14 protein-coding genes are annotated in these 15,932 nt (G+C 63.9%); 10 read left to right on the forward strand and 4 right to left on the reverse strand.

Going from position 1 to position 15,932, the window contains the following annotated elements:
• Positions 1-18 precede the first annotated feature (18 nt).
• Positions 19-1,143 (forward strand): hypothetical protein, encoded by a 1,125-nt coding sequence (locus tag SJI03_RS13400; protein WP_322427493.1) that lies wholly within the window; start codon positions 19-21, stop codon positions 1,141-1,143.
• Positions 1,144-1,558: 415 nt separating this feature from the next.
• On the opposite strand, the gene SJI03_RS13405 is transcribed toward SJI03_RS13400, so the two are convergent.
• On the reverse strand, positions 1,559-1,810 hold the full coding sequence (locus SJI03_RS13405) for a flagellar protein FliT (protein WP_322427494.1): 252 nt from the start codon (positions 1,808-1,810) through the stop codon (positions 1,559-1,561).
• A 223-nt stretch (positions 1,811-2,033) separates the two neighbouring features.
• A complete protein-coding gene (locus tag SJI03_RS13410; protein WP_322427681.1) occupies positions 2,034-2,861 on the reverse strand; it encodes an HDOD domain-containing protein in 828 nt (275 codons plus the stop codon).
• 138 nt (positions 2,862-2,999) lie between these two features.
• Between SJI03_RS13410 and SJI03_RS13415 the strand changes: the two genes are divergently transcribed.
• The 3 genes from SJI03_RS13415 (at position 3,000) to SJI03_RS13425 (ending at position 6,120) form a co-directional block, all read left to right on the forward strand.
• The gene (locus SJI03_RS13415; protein ID WP_322427495.1) at positions 3,000-5,060 is read left to right on the forward strand and encodes a M13 family metallopeptidase; all 2,061 of its coding nucleotides are present in this window, start codon (positions 3,000-3,002) and stop codon (positions 5,058-5,060) included.
• A gap of 69 nt (positions 5,061-5,129) precedes the next feature.
• Positions 5,130-5,780 carry a class I SAM-dependent methyltransferase gene (locus tag SJI03_RS13420; RefSeq protein WP_322427496.1) on the forward strand — a complete coding sequence of 217 codons (651 nt, stop codon included), beginning with the start codon at positions 5,130-5,132 and terminating at the stop codon, positions 5,778-5,780.
• A 154-nt stretch (positions 5,781-5,934) separates the two neighbouring features.
• Complete coding sequence (locus SJI03_RS13425; protein WP_035825486.1) at positions 5,935-6,120, forward strand: CsbD family protein; 186 nt, start codon at positions 5,935-5,937, stop codon at positions 6,118-6,120.
• Between the two features lie 78 nt (positions 6,121-6,198).
• On the opposite strand, the gene SJI03_RS13430 is transcribed toward SJI03_RS13425, so the two are convergent.
• Together SJI03_RS13430 and SJI03_RS13435 are read right to left on the reverse strand one after the other, a co-directional pair.
• A complete protein-coding gene (locus tag SJI03_RS13430; RefSeq protein WP_322427497.1) occupies positions 6,199-8,409 on the reverse strand; it encodes an alpha/beta fold hydrolase in 2,211 nt (736 codons plus the stop codon).
• Positions 8,410-8,624: 215 nt separating this feature from the next.
• On the reverse strand, positions 8,625-10,019 hold the full coding sequence (locus SJI03_RS13435) for an MATE family efflux transporter (protein WP_099379427.1): 1,395 nt from the start codon (positions 10,017-10,019) through the stop codon (positions 8,625-8,627).
• 190 nt (positions 10,020-10,209) lie between these two features.
• Between SJI03_RS13435 and SJI03_RS13440 the strand changes: the two genes are divergently transcribed.
• From SJI03_RS13440 to SJI03_RS13465, 6 genes are all read left to right on the forward strand, one after another.
• A complete protein-coding gene (locus SJI03_RS13440; protein WP_099379426.1) occupies positions 10,210-10,863 on the forward strand; it encodes a beta/gamma crystallin family protein in 654 nt (217 codons plus the stop codon).
• A gap of 179 nt (positions 10,864-11,042) precedes the next feature.
• The gene (locus tag SJI03_RS13445; RefSeq protein ID WP_158301288.1) at positions 11,043-11,915 is read left to right on the forward strand and encodes a beta/gamma crystallin-related protein; all 873 of its coding nucleotides are present in this window, start codon (positions 11,043-11,045) and stop codon (positions 11,913-11,915) included.
• Positions 11,916-12,016: 101 nt separating this feature from the next.
• The gene (locus tag SJI03_RS13450; protein WP_158301287.1) at positions 12,017-13,006 is read left to right on the forward strand and encodes a beta/gamma crystallin-related protein; all 990 of its coding nucleotides are present in this window, start codon (positions 12,017-12,019) and stop codon (positions 13,004-13,006) included.
• Between the two features lie 155 nt (positions 13,007-13,161).
• Positions 13,162-14,130, forward strand: a complete 969-nt coding sequence (locus tag SJI03_RS13455; protein WP_322427498.1) for an IS1595 family transposase — start codon at positions 13,162-13,164, stop codon at positions 14,128-14,130.
• 104 nt (positions 14,131-14,234) lie between these two features.
• The gene (locus tag SJI03_RS13460; protein WP_322427499.1) at positions 14,235-14,915 is read left to right on the forward strand and encodes a beta/gamma crystallin-related protein; all 681 of its coding nucleotides are present in this window, start codon (positions 14,235-14,237) and stop codon (positions 14,913-14,915) included.
• A 96-nt stretch (positions 14,916-15,011) separates the two neighbouring features.
• A complete protein-coding gene (locus SJI03_RS13465) occupies positions 15,012-15,932 on the forward strand; it encodes a DnaJ C-terminal domain-containing protein (protein WP_322427500.1) in 921 nt (306 codons plus the stop codon).

Consider the following 15,932-nt stretch of genomic DNA (forward strand, 5'->3'; position numbering starts at 1 on the left):
TATCAAAGCGATCAGTCCATGCAGAGCAGCATCTTTCCCCGTTGGTCCCTGATCGCGTGCGCCGCCGCCAGCCTGGCCTTGCCGCCTGTCATGGCGGCCGAACTGGGTGACATGGCCGTGCTGTCGCATGTGGGTCAACCCCTGCTGGCTGAAATCGAACTGACGGCCTTGGCGCCCGAGGAAGTCAACGGCGTGGCCGTGCGCCTGGCCTCGCCCGATGTGTACCGCGGTGGCGGCATCGGCATGGATCCGGCCCTGCAGGGATTGACGATCAGCCCGCTGGAGCGCGGTGGACGCCATTATGTGCGCGTGACTACGCGGCAAGCGATCCAGGCGGGCCACGTGCATCTGTATTTGTTGCTGGGCAATGGCAATGGCGCCGTGGTGCGCCTGGGCACCGTGTGGCTGACGCCGGCGCCGCCTGCTGCCGCTGCCGTCAGTGCGCCAGCCAGGCCCGCCGTTCCGGTACCCATGCCCATGCCTGTCCCCGCGCCGTTGCCACGTGCAGTGGCCGGCGCACCATCGCCCGATGCCGCCGTGCTGGCGGCCCGCGCGCGTGCCGAGGGCCTGGTGCGCCCGGCGCGCGTGTTCGTGCCGCCGCCTGCCGCACCCAAGCCGCCTGCTCCCGCGCTGCGTGCGCAGCCGCTGCGCCGTGCCATGGCGCCCGTCGCCGCCTGCGCACCCCAGGCGGATGCCGGGCAGGCGCAAGCGTGCGTGGCGCTGGATGAGAAAAGCGCGGCCCTGAATGACAAGCTCGGCGAATTGGAAGGCAAGATCGGCGCCTTGCAAAAAGCACTGGCTCAGCCCGCCACCGCTGCGCCGGCTGCCGCGCCGGCCGAGGTGCCGGTGCCGCATGCCAAGCCCAAGCCCCTGGTGCCGCCAGCCGTCGAGAAGGAAAAGAAGGCGGGCGGCAACGGCTTGCTGTGGCTCGGTATCGGCACCGTGGCCTTCCTGCTGCTGACGGCGCTCATCGTGTATGTCGTGCGCAAGCGCAGGCAGGCGGCAGGGCCGGGTGCGCCGTCGAAATACTGGGTCTTGCTGCGCAAGCCGTTCCGCCGCAAGAAAAAGGATGTGCCCGTGCTGACGGAGGCGGTGGAGGACGGGGCGGCAGCCGAGCCGGAACCGGAGCCGTTCTCGCGTTAATCATGCTGCAAGGCTGCGCTATAATTTGATATAAAAAAAGATATTGAAAAAAGACATGGATATGCTTGCCAATCGCGTTGTCTATTTCTTAAAGATGGTGTTATGATTAATTCAGTGGACTTGCTCTACGACAAAACAGCCCCAGCCTGGCGCAGTCACCAACGATAGTGTGGCGCGGCAAACAGGTGTAGCGTTGCATAAACGCCTGGGTCTGGAAGCGGTTCGCGATGCCGACGATGTGCTCGCGAACGCCGGATGCAACCGGCAGCGAGGCGACGCCAGGAGATACCTGGGGCTCGCCTTCCAAATTTCCCCTCCTTGTTCCTGAGCGCCGCAACTGCCGCGCTTCTTGCCAGGGAATAGATGTAAAAAAAGCACCCGCGGGTGCTTTTGTCGTTTCTGGTGCTGTAACTTCTTACATGCGCGCGCGCGCGCCCTGCATGGCGTTCGGCAGCTGCGTCATCCACGGTTCCGTAATGGTGCGGATTTCGCGGTCGTTTGCCAGGATTTGCTTGAGCAAGTCGATCTTGCGCAGGCGCGAGGCACCGGCCAGGGCAGGCACCTTGCCCGTCATGGTCGCGCTGGCGGCGCTGGCGCACTGGTTTTCCAGGGCATCCAAGTCATTCCAGTCGCTCGAACGTGCGGCCACGACCATTTTATTGGTCATTCCTGCAATATTTTCATACATCGAGAGAACGTCGTTGGAGGTCATGAGCACACCCGTAACTAGTGAATGGATTACCGCTTGTCTAGATTAACGGCGTGCTTATCCGGAACTTGAGGGTGTTTTTGAAAAAAAAGTGAAAATAATTTGGATAGTTTTGGCGGGCCGCCGGAATCGCCCGCCAAGCCGCATGGATGCTGGGCCGACGATGCCGGCGCTGATGGATTTATTTGACGAGTTCTTCCAATCCTGCGCTCAGTTCGGCAGGCGGCGGCATCTTGTCCACGAGAACCGAGGGTGGCAAACCGAGCGCTTCAGCCACGTTGCTGGGGTAGCAAGCGATGATTTCTTCATTGCTCAGCGCGTTTTCATCAATACGGGCGCGCCAGGCTGCCAGGTGGATGATGGCGGCCAGGCGGTTCAGGGGCGCCTTGGCCAAGGGATCGGGAAAGGCGGCGATGGCGTCGGCAAAGGCAGGGGGGAACTTCCAGCGGCGCGCCAGTTCGGCGCCCACCTGCGCATAGTCATAGCCCAGGGAAACCCGCTCCGCGTCGAGCCGGCGCGCATCGAGCGGCGGGGCGATCTTGTCGAGCTGCATGGCTTGCTCGGGCATGGCGGCATGGATCACCAGTTGTCCGATCGCATGCATCATGCCGATGGTGAAGGCCAGGTCCTGGTTGTCGCCCGTCTGTCTGGCGATCCAGCGGGCCGACACGGCGCTGTGCAGGCTGTAACGCCAGAATTGCGGCAGATTCAGTCCTGGCACGGCCTTGTAGCCGCTGACCAGGCCCGAGCTGATGACAAGCGTGCGCACGGTTACAAAGCCGAGCATCAGCACGGCGTCTTCCACCGTGCCGATGCTGCGCGAGACGTGGTAATACGCCGAGTTGGCCAGCCGCAGCAGCTTGGCGCTCAAGGCCGGATCCGCTCCCAGCTGGCGCGCGATGTCTTCGGTGGCAATGGCGGGGTTGTCGAAACTGCGCACCAGTTCATCGACGATCTTCGGGGCGGCAGGCAGGGCGTGGGGTTGCTGAAACAGCGCTTCCAGTTGCATGGCAATCTCCTTGGCGTACACGCGGCGCGGGGTCGTGAAACTATAGGCCGATTTTTTGTCCGTATGCAAAAAAGTTCCGGGACGCTTTTTTCATGGGAAACAGGCTATGATTTTGACTATTCCATTGAAAGGATCGCCATGCACGGTTTGCGTTTTTCCTGGTCCCGGACGCCAGTCCAGGCCGCCATCATCCTCGCCCTGGCCGGCGTTTCGCTGGCCGGCTTGCCCGCCCAGGCGCATGCCCAGCCAGCGGCGGCCGATGTTGCTGTCCCCGCTGCCTTGCCCGGCGACGATTTCTACGATTACGTGAATGGCGACTGGCTGCGCGGCACGGAGATTCCCGCCGACCGCAGCAGCTGGGGCTCGTTCGCCATCCTCGCCAACGCCACCAACGAGCGCATCATCGGCCTCGTCGAAAGCCTGGCGGCGGCGCCGCAGGCGGATGCCTCCGCGCGCCAGGTCAGCGATTTTTACCGTTCCTGGATGGATGAATCGGCTATCGAAGCGAAAGGCTGGGCGCCGATCAAGCCCTTGTTGACAAAGATCAATGGCATACGCGACCAGGCAGGGCTGGCCCGTGCGCTGGGCGAGAGCCTGCGCGCCGATGTCGACCCGCTCAATTCCACCAATTTTTATACGGAAAACCTGTTCGGCCTGTGGGTGGCGCAAGACTTGAACGACACCACGCGCAATGTCGCCTACCTGCTGCAGGGCGGGCTGGGCTTGCCTGACCGCGCGTTTTACCAGGGCGACAGCGCCCGCATGCAGGGCTTGCGCGCGGGCTACCAGGCGCATATCGCGGCCATGCTCAAGCAGGCCGGCTACAGCGATGCGCCGGCCCGCGCTGCGCGCGTGTTTGCGCTGGAGCAGAAAATTGCCGCCAGCCACGCCAGCCGCGAGGATTCGGCCGATGTCGCCAAGGGCAATAACGCGTGGCGCGCCGCCGACTTCCCCAGTAAGGCGCCGGGCCTGGACTGGAAAGCCTTCTTCCAGGCGGCCGGCCTGGGCCAGCAAACGGATTTCATCGTCTGGCACCCGACGGCCATGACGGGCAGCGCGGCCCTGGTGGCAAGCGTGCCGCTGGCCGCGTGGAAGGATTTCCTCGCCTTCCACGCCATCAACCATTTCAGCACCACCTTGCCGAAGGCGGCCGCCGACCAGCGCTTCGCCTTCTATGGCAGCGCCCTGAGCGGCACGCCGCAGCAGTCGCCGCGCAGCAAGCGCGCGCTGGCGGCAACCAACGCTGCCCTGAGCGACGCCGTCGGCAAGCTGTACGTGGAGCGCTATTTCCCGCCGGAATCGAAAGCCCGCGTGCAGGACATGGTGACGAATATCGTGGCCGCCTTCTCGCGCCGCATCGACAAGCTGGACTGGATGGCGCCGGCCACCAAGGCGCAGGCGCAGGAAAAGCTCAAGACCCTGTACGTGGGCGTAGGCTATCCGGAGCGCTGGGACAGCTACGCGGGCTTGCGCGTGGTACGCGGCGACGCGCTGGGCAATGTGCAGCGGGCGGAACAGTTCCACTATCGCCAGGAGCTGGCCAAGCTGGGCCAGTCGCCCGACCGCAAGGCCTGGGCCATGCCGGCCCAGCTGGTCAACGCCGTCAACTTGCCGCTGCAAAATGCGCTGAACTTCCCGGCCGCCATCCTGCAGCCGCCGTTCTTCGACCCGCAGGCATCCGATGCGGCCAACTATGGCGGCATCGGCGCCACCATTGGCCACGAAATCAGCCACAGTTTTGACGACCAGGGCGCGCAGTTCGACGCCCAGGGCAAGTTGCGCGACTGGTGGACGCCGGCCGACCTGGCGCATTTCCAGACGGCATCCAAGCAATTGGTGGCGCAGTTCGCGGCCTACAAGCCATTCCCCGACCTGGCCGTGAATGGCCAGCTGACCCTGAGTGAAAACCTGGCGGACCTGGCCGGCGTGGCGGCCGCGCATGACGCGTTCACCCTGTCGCAGCAAGGCAAGCCGGTGCAGGCGGGCGCGGACCGCGATTTCTTCACGGGCTATGGCGTCAGCTGGCGCAGCAAGGCGCGCGAAGCGGCGGCGCGCCAGCAAATCCTCACGGATGGCCATGCGCCGGCGCAATACCGCGCCGCCACCGTGCGCAACCTCGACGCCTGGTATCCGGCCTTCGACGTCAAGCCGGGGCAGCAGTTGTACCTGGCGCCGGAACAGCGCGTGCGCGTCTGGTAAGAGTGCTGACGCTGCCGGCCGGGGAGCCGGTCGGCAGCGTAAAATGCGCCCATCGATGACAGGAGCGCCATGAAGCCGACCCCACCGCAAGATCCGCAAGACCCCATCCACGCCATCACCGGACGCACCCTGGCCCATTACGACGCCAGCGCCGAGCAGTTTTTCGAAGGCACGCGCGACCACGACGTCAGCCAGAATATCAGCGCACTGCTGGCCGCCATCGGCAAGCCGGCACCGCTGGCGATCCTCGACCTCGGTTGCGGCCCTGGCCGCGACCTGAAGGCGTTCACGGCCATGGGCCATCACGCCACGGGCGTCGATGGCTGTCCCCGCTTCGTCGAGATGGCGCGCGCCTACAGCGGCTGCACTGTCTGGCAGCAGGATTTTGTCGACCTCGCTTTGCCTGCAGGGCACTTCGACGGCGTGTTCGCCAATGCCGTGCTGTTCCACGTGCCCAGCGCCGCCTTGCCCGGCGTGCTGCACGCTTTGTACGCGTGCCTGAAGCCCGGTGGCGTGCTGTTCAGCTCGAACCCGCGCGGGCAAAACCAGGAAGGCTGGAATGGCGCCCGCTACGGCAGCTATCACGACGAAGCGACCTGGGCCGCTTACGTGCAGGCGGCCGGTTTTACCTTGATCGAGCAGTACTACCGTCCGCCCGGCTTGCCGCGCGACCAGCAGCCGTGGCTGGCGACGGTCTGGCGCAAGGGCGCGCAGGCGTAATTGATGATGTCGGCGCTGTGTTAGGAACCGTACAGAGCCTTTGATCCCCACTGCGTACTATGGACACATCGACACGCAACAAGCAGCGTGTGAGCCGCAGTACCGGCCCTTCGGGGCAGGACAACAGATGTACCAACTACAGTGAGGATCCATCATGAACAAAGATCAAGTCGAAGGTAAACTGAAGGAAGTCGGCGGTAAAATCCAGGAACAAGCTGGCAAACTGGTCGGCAGCGAAGAACAGCAAGCCAAGGGCCTGGCAAACCAGGTCGAAGGCAAAGTGCAGAAGAAAGTTGGCGATGTGAAAGATGCGGTCGAAACTGTGACTCGCAAGCCATAATTCTGGCAGCAAGAATGTAAAAAAAACCGCCGCCTGTCGCGAGACAGGCGGCGGTTTTTTATCTGATGCAGCGCAATCTTACTGTGCTGGCTTCATCAGGTTCTGCTTGAAGAACATCTCGATTTTCTTGTACACGTGGCGCTGGCCCGCGCGCGACGAGATGCCGTGCTTGGCGCCCGGATACGTCATCAGGTCGAATTGCACGCCACGGTTCACCAGCGCGTCGATCAGTCGCGTGCTGTTGCTGAACAAAACGTTATCGTCGGCCATGCCGTGTACCAGCAGCAGCGGCGACTTCAGGCCGTCGAGGTGGGCGAACACGGTGCTGGCCTTGTAGCCATCCACGTTTTCCTTCGGCATGCCGAGGAATTGCTCCGTGTAGTGGGTGTCGTACAGCGACCAGTCGGTGACGGGTGCCACGGAAACACCCATGGCGATCTTGTCGGACGCAGCCGACAGCAGACGCAGGGTCATGAAGCCGCCGTAGCTCCAGCCGAACACGCCGATGCGTTTCGCATCGACGAAGCTTTGCTTGCCCAGCCAGTCGATGCCGACCAGCTGGTCCGCCACTTCGGCCGCGCCCAGCTTGTGATAGATGGCGTCCGTGAACGCGCGCTCGCGGCGCGACGAACCCCGGTTATCGAGGCGGAAGACGACAAAGCCCTGCTGCGCCATGTACTGGTCGAAGTTGTTGCCCCAGCGGCGCGCCACGTGCTGCGAGTGCGGGCCGCCATACGTCGACAGGTAGACAGGATAGCGTTTGCTGGCGTCGAAGTTCGACGGCTTGACGATGGAGTAGTACAGCGTCTGGCCATCGTTGGCCTTCAGGGTGCCGTATTCCGTCGGCAGGTGGTCCGCCTTGTACTTGGCGTACGGGTGGCTGGCGTTCAGCGCATTTTCTTCCAGCCAGCCCACCATGGCGCCGTCCGGGCGGCGGATGCTCACTTGCGGCGGCGTGGCCGGGTCGGAGTACGTGTCGACGAAGACTTCGCCATTGCGCGAGAACGTCGTGTCGTGCCAGCCATCGGCCTTCGTTACGCGCTGCGGCTTGTCGGCCGTGCTGCCATCGAGGGCCAGGGCGTAGGTCTGCTTGTCGATGACGGCGTCGCGGTTCGACGCGACGAACACTTTACCCGTCTTCTGGTTCACGGCCAGCACGCTGTCAATGCCCCATGCGCCGGAAGTGACCGGGTGCAGCAGCTTGCCGCTCATGTCGTACAGGTACAAATGGTTGCGGCCCGTGCGCTCGGACGACCAGAGGAAGGTGCCGTTCGACAGGAAGCGCAGGTCGTCATGGATGCTGACCCAGGTTGTCGACGCTTCCGTCAGCAGGGTGCGCTGCGCCAACGTGCTTGCATCGACGGCCACCAGGTCGAGGGTCTTCTGGTCGCGCGACTGGCGCTGGTACACGAGAGACTTGCTGTCCGCGCTCCAGTCGGCGCGCACCAGGTAGATGTCGGGGTTCGTGCCCAGGTCCACCTGGCGCTGCGCGCCCGTTTCCGGCGAGACGATCAGCAGCTGCACCAGCACGTTCGGGTCGCCGGCAGCCGGGTAGCGCTGCTCGACGACGTCGGTGCGGTCGGCGAAGATTTCGAAGCGGCGCACGACGGGCACGGGCGCTTCGTCATAGCGCTTATAGGCGATGGCGGAATCGTCGGGGGCCCAGTAGTAGCCGGTGCGCTGACCCATTTCTTCCTGCGCCACGAATTCGGCTTCGCCGTTGCGGATGGCGCCCTTGCCATCGGTCGTCAACTGGCGTTCCTTGTCCGTCTTGAGATCGATCACATAGATGTTTTGATCGCGCACAAACGAGACATAGCGGCCTTTCGGCGAAATTTTCGGATCCAGCACATTGCCCTTGGCGACCAGGCGCGCCTTGTCCGGGTGGGCCGCGTCGACCAGGTACAGGTTGCCGGCCAGCGGCACCAGCAGCTGCTTGCCATCGGGCGACCAGCTGTAGCTGAGAATGCCGTTCAGGCTGGCCGTGCGCTCGCGTTCGCGGCGCGCCTGCTCTTCGGGCGAAATCGTTTCATTCGGCACCAGCGCCTTCGAGTCGATCAGGCGGTGCGTGCTCTTGTCCTTCAGCTTGAATTCCCACAGGTCGAGCTGGAACTGGTTGTCCGCGCGGCCGCGCAGGAACGTGACGCGCTCGCCATCGGGCGAGACCTTCAGGTAGCGCACGCCGGGGCCGGCCAGCGCCGGATCGGCGTGAATGCGTTCCAGGGTCAGCTTTTCAGCCGATGCGGGAACGCTGGCCATCGCGGCCAGAAAACAAAGAATAAAACGCATGGATGTCTCGGTGATTGTAAAGGGATGTCAAGAAGATGCTTGACAGCAAACGATACCAGAGCACGGCGTTTAATGCGATAGGGCCAGCCACGGAATAATCCGGCAATTGCCTTCTTTACTTTGGCGGAAAGAGTCGGGCGGTGGGGCTTTGTATGGCGAAGCAAGGAGAGCGGGGCGCATAAATTGCGCGCCGCCCTGGGTTCAATGCACTGTGTTCAATGCGCCGCGTGCAGGCGCTGCAGCGACAGCCGGTTCAAATACCAGGTCAGCAGCACGGCCGCCACCGTCAGGCCTGTGACGAGGCCGATCCAGAAGCCGGCGGCGGCCATCGGTTCTGCCGGCGACCAGGGGAAGCCTGCCGGCGCGAGACCCAGCACATAGCCGATCGGCAGCGAGAAGCCCCAGAAGGCCAGCAGCTGGATCAGCATCGGCTGGCGCGTCACCTTGTAGCCGCGGATGGCGCAGGACGTGGCCACCTGCGTCGCGTCGGACAGCTGGAACAGGGCGGCGAACAGCAGCAGCTGCGCGCACAGGGCCTGCACTTGCGGATCGGACGTATAGGCTTGCGCGATCTGGTGGCGGAAGACGGTGATGACGGTGGCCGAGACGATGGCCGCCGTCAGCGACATGGCCACGCCTACCCATGAAATGAAGCGGGCCTTGCGCAAATTGGCTTCGCCCACGGCATGGCCCACGCGCGTGACCAGCGCGATGCCGAAGGTGAGCGGCACCATGAAGACGACGGACGAGAAATTCAGGGCGATCTGGTGCGCCGACACCTGGATCACGCCGAAGCGCGCCACCAGCAGGCTGATGACGCCAAACGCGCTCACTTCGGCAAAGTAGGTCACGCCGATGGGCAGGCCCAGGCGCAGCATGGGGCCGATGGACGACAACTGCGGCCCTTCCCAGTGCGTGAACGGATACGTGGCGCGGTAGGCAGGCGCGATTTTGATCCAGGCCAGCATGGCCAGCAGCATCATCCACACGCAGCAGGTAGTGGCCACGGCGCAGCCCACGCCGCCCATCTTCGGCATGCCCCAGTGGCCGTAGATCAGCAGGTAGTTGACGAGGATATTGAGGCCCAGCGCGGCCAGCGCGATCACCATCACGGGCTTGGTCTGGTTGATGCTGGTGCTGTAGCCGTACAGCGCGCGGTAAGCGGCGAACGGCGGCAGCGCGCAGCTGATGATGTGCACGAACAGCTTGGCCTTGGATGCCACGGCGGGTTCCAGCATCAGGTGGTCGAATACCAGCGCCGCCATGTTCGTCAGCAGGCAAGCCACCAGGCCCACGAGCAGCGCCTTCCACAGCGACTGGCGCACGATGTGCGGCACCTTGTCGTGGCGCGCGGCGCCGATCTCATGCGCCACCAAAGTATTGATCGCCATCATGATGCCGCTCACGGTGACAAGCACGATGGACCAGATGGCCGCGCCCAGCGAGACGGCCGCCAGTTCCTCGGGATTCGTATGACCCGTCATCGCCACGTCGGCCGCGCCCATGCCGACGGTGGCCAGCTGGCCGATCAGGATAGGCCAGGCCAGCTTCCACAGTGAAGAAATTTCAGTACGGACGGCGGGCAGGGTGAACGAGGTAGTGTGTGGCATGGGCGGCAAGCTTGACTAAACACAAGATTCTACCGGCATTCGCCGTGCTTGTCCGCCGTGGCACCCGGAGGAGGCCGGGCGCGGTAATCATTTGTTACAGCTAAGCGGGCCAGTCGCGGATAGACTGCGCGCTCTATTTGGCAAAATGACCAAATAGTCAACCGCAGTACCCTGACTATGGAGCAAGACCATGCTGAGACACACCCTGAACTGCGCCCTGCTGCTGGGCGCCGCCATGACGGCCGAACTGGCCGGCGCCGGCGAACTGACCTTGTATTCGCGCGACGATTATCACGGCCGCTCGCAGACCGTGCGCGACGCCGTCGCCGACCTGGAAGACGTCCGTTTCAACGACACGACGCAAAGCATCCGCGTGCGCTCGGGCCGCTGGGAAGCGTGCGAGGAAGCCGATTTCCGCGGCGATTGCTTCCTGCTCGAGGCGGGCGAGTATCCGTCGCTCGATGGCCATGCCAATAAAATCACCTCGCTGCGCGAAGTGCGCGGCGGCTGGGGTGGTCATCCGGGCCGCGATCGTGACCGGGATCGTCACTGGGAGCGCGACCGGGAGCGTGGCCATTTGCCTGGGCGCTCGCTGGGCGGCGAACTGACCTTCTATACGCGCGACGATTTCGCCGGCCGCAGTTTGAGCGTGCGCAATGCCTCGGCCGATTTGCGCGAGCGCGATTTCAATGACACGGTGCAAAGCGTGCGCGTGCGCTCCGGCTATTGGGAAGTGTGCGAGGACGTGGATTTCCGCGGCCGCTGCCGCACCCTGGAACCCGGTGAATACGCGAGCCTGGAGCGCCTGAGCAACCGCATTTCGTCGGTGCGCGAAGTGCGCTGATAAGGTAAATGGCAATGTAAATGGCAATGACGGGCTCCTGCGCGAGCCTGTTATTGCTTTTGGTAACAATTTGTTGTCCTTTTTTCATACTTTGTTACACCGTTTTTTCCACGGATGGCTACACTGACATCAGTTGTCATGTCGATCACTCAGCTTTGCCGCCACCGGAGACCGCCCCCATGAATCGCCCGTTCGCCCTCGCCCTGCTGTGCGCCAGTTCGCTGTTTGTCCACCTCGGGGCGCAGGCCGGCGAAATCCGCCTGTACACCGATGACAATTTCAAGGGACGCGTAGTCGTCTTGCGCGATACGACGGATGACCTGTCGCGCGTCAGTTTCAATGACACCGTGTCGAGCATCCAGGTCGATTCGGGCAGTTGGGAAGTGTGCACGAACGCCGATTTCAAGGGCGATTGCAAGACGCTGGAACGGGGCGACTACCGCTCGCTGCCGGGCATGAACGACAAGATATCGTCCGTGCGCGAAATCGGCGGCGGACAGGGGAGCGGCAGCAGCGGCGGCCGCCGCGCGGCGCTGGAACTGTATGCCGACGGCGGCCAGCGCGGCGCATCGGCCGGCGTGAATGCGGACCGCGACGATCTGGTCGACATCAGCTTCAATGACCGCGCCAGCAGCGCGCGCATCGAGCATGGCTACTGGCAGCTGTGCAGCGATTCCAACTACCGTGGCAGTTGCCGCGTGTTCGGGCCTGGCAGCCATGATGACCTGGGCAGCCTGAATGGGCGCGTGTCGTCGGCGCGCCTGGTCGATCCGCGCGAAGAGAACCGGCCGCAAAACGACGAAGGCCTGGTGGTGCTGTACGGTCGCGCCTTCCTGAAGGGCCCGGGGCTGCAGGTGAACCGCGACGTCAGCGACCTGGTGCGCCTGAATTTCAACGACCAGGCCGGCTCCATGGCCATCAATGAAGGCACCTGGGAAGTGTGCACGGACTCGCAGTTCAATGGCACCTGCGAGCGCATGGGCCCGGGCAAGTATGAAATCCTGGACGCGCAGCTCGACAAGCGCATTTCTTCGCTGCGCCGCCTGTATTGACGCGTCACCGGGCCGTCCACGCGGCCTTGTATTTGTTACACTAGCATCCTGGCGCAATCGCCAGGCAAATCATCACCAAAGAATGAAGAATGGAGTTAATCATGACGGGCCCTTTCAAACATGCTGCGGCATGCACCGCAACCTTGCTGCTGTCGCTGGCGGCCCACGCCGGCGCCCATGCGGGCGAAATCACCCTGTTCGAGGATGACAATTTCCGCGGCCGCGCCGTGACGCTGCGCGAGACGACGGACGATCTGTCGCGCATGGGCTTCAACGACAAGACGTCCAGCATCATGGTGCGTTCGGGTACCTGGGATGTGTGCACGGATTCCGGTTTTCGCGGCAATTGCCGCAGCCTGGGGCCAGGCGAATACCGCTCGATGCCTGGCATGAACGACGCCATCACCTCGGTGCGCGAAACGGGGCGCGGCGATGGCTACAATCCGGGGCGCCCGGGGCGTGATCCAGACCGTGGCAATGGCGGCTATGGGCGCGGCGGCACCCTGGAAGTGTATTCGGGCGCGGGCCAGAATGGCGGTTCGGCGCGCCTGAACCGCGATACGGACGATTTCGTCAACATCGGTTTCAACGACCGCACCACCAGCATCGTCATCCATAACGGCTACTGGCAGTTGTGCAGCGATTCGAATTACCAGGGCACTTGCCGCATTTTCGGCCCCGGCCGCCACGATGACCTGGGACGGGGCCTCGATGGCCGCGTGTCGTCGGCGCGCATGGTCGACGAGCGCGAAGCGCGCCGCCAGCAGCAGTACGAGAATCAGTACCAGCGGCCGCAGTACGAGCAGCAGTATCCGCAATACCAGCAGCCGCAGTACCAGCAGCGCGGCGCCGTCCTGCTGTTCCCCGAGGCGGGCATGCGCGGCGAACCGCTGGCGCTGGACCGCAGCACGGAAGACCTGGTGCGTCTCAATTTCAATGACCGCGCCTCGTCCATCGTCGTCAACGAGGGCCAGTGGGAAGTGTGCAGCGATTCGAACTTCCGCGGCCGCTGCGAAGTGATCGGGCCGGGCGAATATGGCCGCCTGAATGGCATGGAAAACCAGATTTCCTCGCTGCGCCGCGTGCGCTGACCGCGTCCTGACGCCGTGCTGACAGGCCGCCTGCCGGGAATGCCCCGCCAGGCGGCTTTTATATTGGCTCTGTCATCGGTAAATAGGGGAACTGCCGGAATCTTCCCTTGGCATTGCTGTCTGACTCTGCATACTTACCACATAGGGAGCAGATCATGCAGCCAGCCGAATGGATCCGTTTTATCGCCCAGTTTGCTCACTTGAACCGACGCCAGCGGCAGACAGGCATGGCCCTGCTGCGTGGCAACGCACCGCAAGATGCGACCGTCGCGTTGCTGGAAAGCGTGGCGCAGCCGCGATTGGCCTGTCCCGCCTGCCGCTCGCCTCACCTGCACCGGCATGGCCATGCGCACAGCTTGCAGCGCTACCGCTGCGTGCCTTGCGGGCGCACTTTCAATGCCTTGACGGGCACGCCGCTGGCCCGCTTGCGTCACAAGGCGCTATGGATCGCGTATGCCGATTGCCTGCTCGACTCCGCCTCGGTGCGCCAGGCCGCTCAGCAGCTGGGATTACACCGCAACACCACGTTTCGCTGGCGCCACCGCTTTCTCAGCGTGGCGAAGACGGACCGGCCGCATGGCCTGCATGGCATCGCCGAGGCCGATGAACTCTACGTGCTGGAATCGGAAAAGGGATCGAGGCAGATGACGCGGCCGGCTCGCCGCCGGGGCGGCCATGCCTTTAAACGCGGTATCTCGAATGAGCAAGTCTGCATCCTGGTGGCGCGCGACCGCACGGGCCAGACCCTTGATTTCGTCACGGGCAAAGGCGCGTTGACGAAGGCGCAGCTGCACCGATGTTTGTTGCCCGTTATCGACAAGGATGTTCTGCTGGTAACGGATGGCCATGCGGCCTACCGGGCGTTTGCGAGGGAAGCGGGCATCAGCCACGAGGCCGTCAACTTGCGCGCCGGCATCCGTGTGCAGGGCGCCGCGCATGTGCAGAACGTCAATGCGTATCACAGCCGCTTGCGGCAATGGCTGCGTCCGTTTCACGGCGTGGCGACGCGCTACCTGCCAAATTACCTGGGCTGGCGCTGGATACTCGACGCCAGACGCATCCGTTCACCAGAAACGTTATTGAAAGCAACCCTGGGAGTATTCCCACACTTGATTGTGACATAGCCTTTACATTCCCAGCCGTGTGCTGACATTTGCTTGCCCTTTGTTACACTCGCCGCCTGCCGCCTGGACTACACTGGCGAAAATGTCTCAGTATTGGAGTTGTCATGGTTCGATCTTTCCGGCCCGCGCTGCTGTGCGCCGCTACCTTCCTCGCCCCCCTTGCCGCATCGGCGGGCGAAATCACCCTGTTCGAGGATGCCGGTTTTCGCGGCCGTCCCGTCACCCTGCGCTCCGACGCGGGCGATTTGTCGCGCATGGGCTTTAACGACAAGACCTCCAGCGTGATCGTGCGCTCGGGCACCTGGGAAGTGTGCAAGGACGCCAATTACAGGGGCAACTGCCGCACCCTCGGACCTGGCCGCTACGGCAGCATGCCGGGCATGAACGACGCCATCTCTTCGGTGCGCGAAGTGGGCCGGCCAGGCCATGGCGGCGGCGATCACCGTCCCTACCCTCCGCGTCCGGAGCCGGAGCGTCCTTATCCCGGCTATCCAGGTTATCCCGGCCACGGCGGCGGCCACCGTCCCGACATGAATGGCGCCGTGCTGATGTTCCCCGATGCGGGCATGCGCGGCCGGCCCGTGCGCCTGGACCGCGAAGTGCATGACTTGAGCCGCTATGGCTTCAACGACCGCGCCGAATCGATCATCGTCAATTACGGCCGCTGGGAATTCTGCGTCGACGCCAACTTCCGCGGCCGCTGCGTGGTGATGGGGCCGGGCAGCTACGGCCGCCTGCACAATGGCCTGGATCGCCGCATATCCTCGCTGCGCCGCGTGCGCTGATTTCGCCGCCGGGCAGCGTTGTATTGTGCACACGCTGTCCGGCGACTAATTCGTGTACTCTTTCCATAGGCAGTTCAACCATGGGGAGCAGGCACGGTGGAATACAAGGACTACTACAAGGAGCTTGGCGTCGAAAAGACGGCGACCGAGGCCGAGATCAAGAAGGCGTACCGCAAACTGGTACGCAAATACCACCCCGACGTGAGCAAGGAGCCGGACGCCGACAAGCGCACCAAGGCCCTCAACGAAGCTTATGGCGTGCTGGGCGACGCGGAAAAGCGCGCCGCCTACGATGAACTGGGCCGTAACCAGGGCGCGCAGGGTCAGCCTTTCCGCCCGCCGCCGGACTGGGGTTCGGGCTACGAATCCTCGGGCGCCGACGACAGCGACTTCTTTGCCGACCTGTTCGCCCACGTGGGCGGGCGGCGCCGCGCCAACAGCACGTTCCAGATGCAGGGCGACGACAGCCATGCCGCCATCACCATCGACCTGCAGGACAGTTACCAGGGCGCCAAGCGCCACATCGTCATGCGCGTGCCCGAAGCGGATGCGCAAGGCCACGTGGTGACGCGCGAACGCACGCTGGAAGTGACGATACCGAAAGGCGTCACGGAAGGACAGCAGCTGCGCATGAAGGGGCAGGGCAATCCCGGTAGCGGCGGCGCGCCCGCCGGCGATCTGTACCTGGAAATCCGCTTCCGGCCCGATGCGCGCTACAAGGTGGAGGGGCGCGACGTCTTCGAGACGGTACCCGTCACGCCGTGGGAAGCGGCGCTGGGCGGCGCAATCGACGTGCCCACGCCATCGGGCACGGTGTCCGTCACGGTGCCGCCCAATTCGCAGACGGGGCGCAAGCTGCGCCTGAAGGGACGCGGCATTCCCGCCGCCCAGCCGGGCGACCTGTACCTGCTGCTCGAAGTGGTGCTGCCGCCGGCGAACGATGACAAGGCGCGCGAACTGTATGCAACCATGGCGCGCGAAATGGCTTTCAATCCGCGCCAGAAGCTGGGAGGGTAA

The sequence above is a fragment of the Janthinobacterium sp. GMG1 genome (assembly GCF_034427795.1).
In the GTDB taxonomy this organism is placed as follows: domain Bacteria; phylum Pseudomonadota; class Gammaproteobacteria; order Burkholderiales; family Burkholderiaceae_D; genus Janthinobacterium.

Bases quoted from the DNA above. Each gene is read 5' to 3' on its own strand.
- SJI03_RS13460 (WP_322427499.1), top strand. From the start codon at position 14,235: ATGGTTCGATCTTTCCGGCCCGCGCTGCTGTGCGCCGCTACCTTCCTC.
- SJI03_RS13455 (WP_322427498.1), top strand. From the start codon at position 13,162: ATGCAGCCAGCCGAATGGATCCGTTTTATCGCCCAGTTTGCTCACTTG.
- SJI03_RS13415 (WP_322427495.1), top strand. From the start codon at position 3,000: ATGCACGGTTTGCGTTTTTCCTGGTCCCGGACGCCAGTCCAGGCCGCC.
- SJI03_RS13420 (WP_322427496.1), top strand. From the start codon at position 5,130: ATGAAGCCGACCCCACCGCAAGATCCGCAAGACCCCATCCACGCCATC.
- SJI03_RS13425 (WP_035825486.1), top strand. From the start codon at position 5,935: ATGAACAAAGATCAAGTCGAAGGTAAACTGAAGGAAGTCGGCGGTAAA.
- SJI03_RS13405 (WP_322427494.1), bottom strand. From the start codon at position 1,810: ATGACCAATAAAATGGTCGTGGCCGCACGTTCGAGCGACTGGAATGAC.
- SJI03_RS13430 (WP_322427497.1), bottom strand. From the start codon at position 8,409: ATGCGTTTTATTCTTTGTTTTCTGGCCGCGATGGCCAGCGTTCCCGCA.
- SJI03_RS13435 (WP_099379427.1), bottom strand. From the start codon at position 10,019: ATGCCACACACTACCTCGTTCACCCTGCCCGCCGTCCGTACTGAAATT.
- SJI03_RS13410 (WP_322427681.1), bottom strand. From the start codon at position 2,861: ATGCAACTGGAAGCGCTGTTTCAGCAACCCCACGCCCTGCCTGCCGCC.
- SJI03_RS13450 (WP_158301287.1), top strand. From the start codon at position 12,017: ATGACGGGCCCTTTCAAACATGCTGCGGCATGCACCGCAACCTTGCTG.
- SJI03_RS13445 (WP_158301288.1), top strand. From the start codon at position 11,043: ATGAATCGCCCGTTCGCCCTCGCCCTGCTGTGCGCCAGTTCGCTGTTT.
- SJI03_RS13400 (WP_322427493.1), top strand. From the start codon at position 19: ATGCAGAGCAGCATCTTTCCCCGTTGGTCCCTGATCGCGTGCGCCGCC.
- SJI03_RS13440 (WP_099379426.1), top strand. From the start codon at position 10,210: ATGCTGAGACACACCCTGAACTGCGCCCTGCTGCTGGGCGCCGCCATG.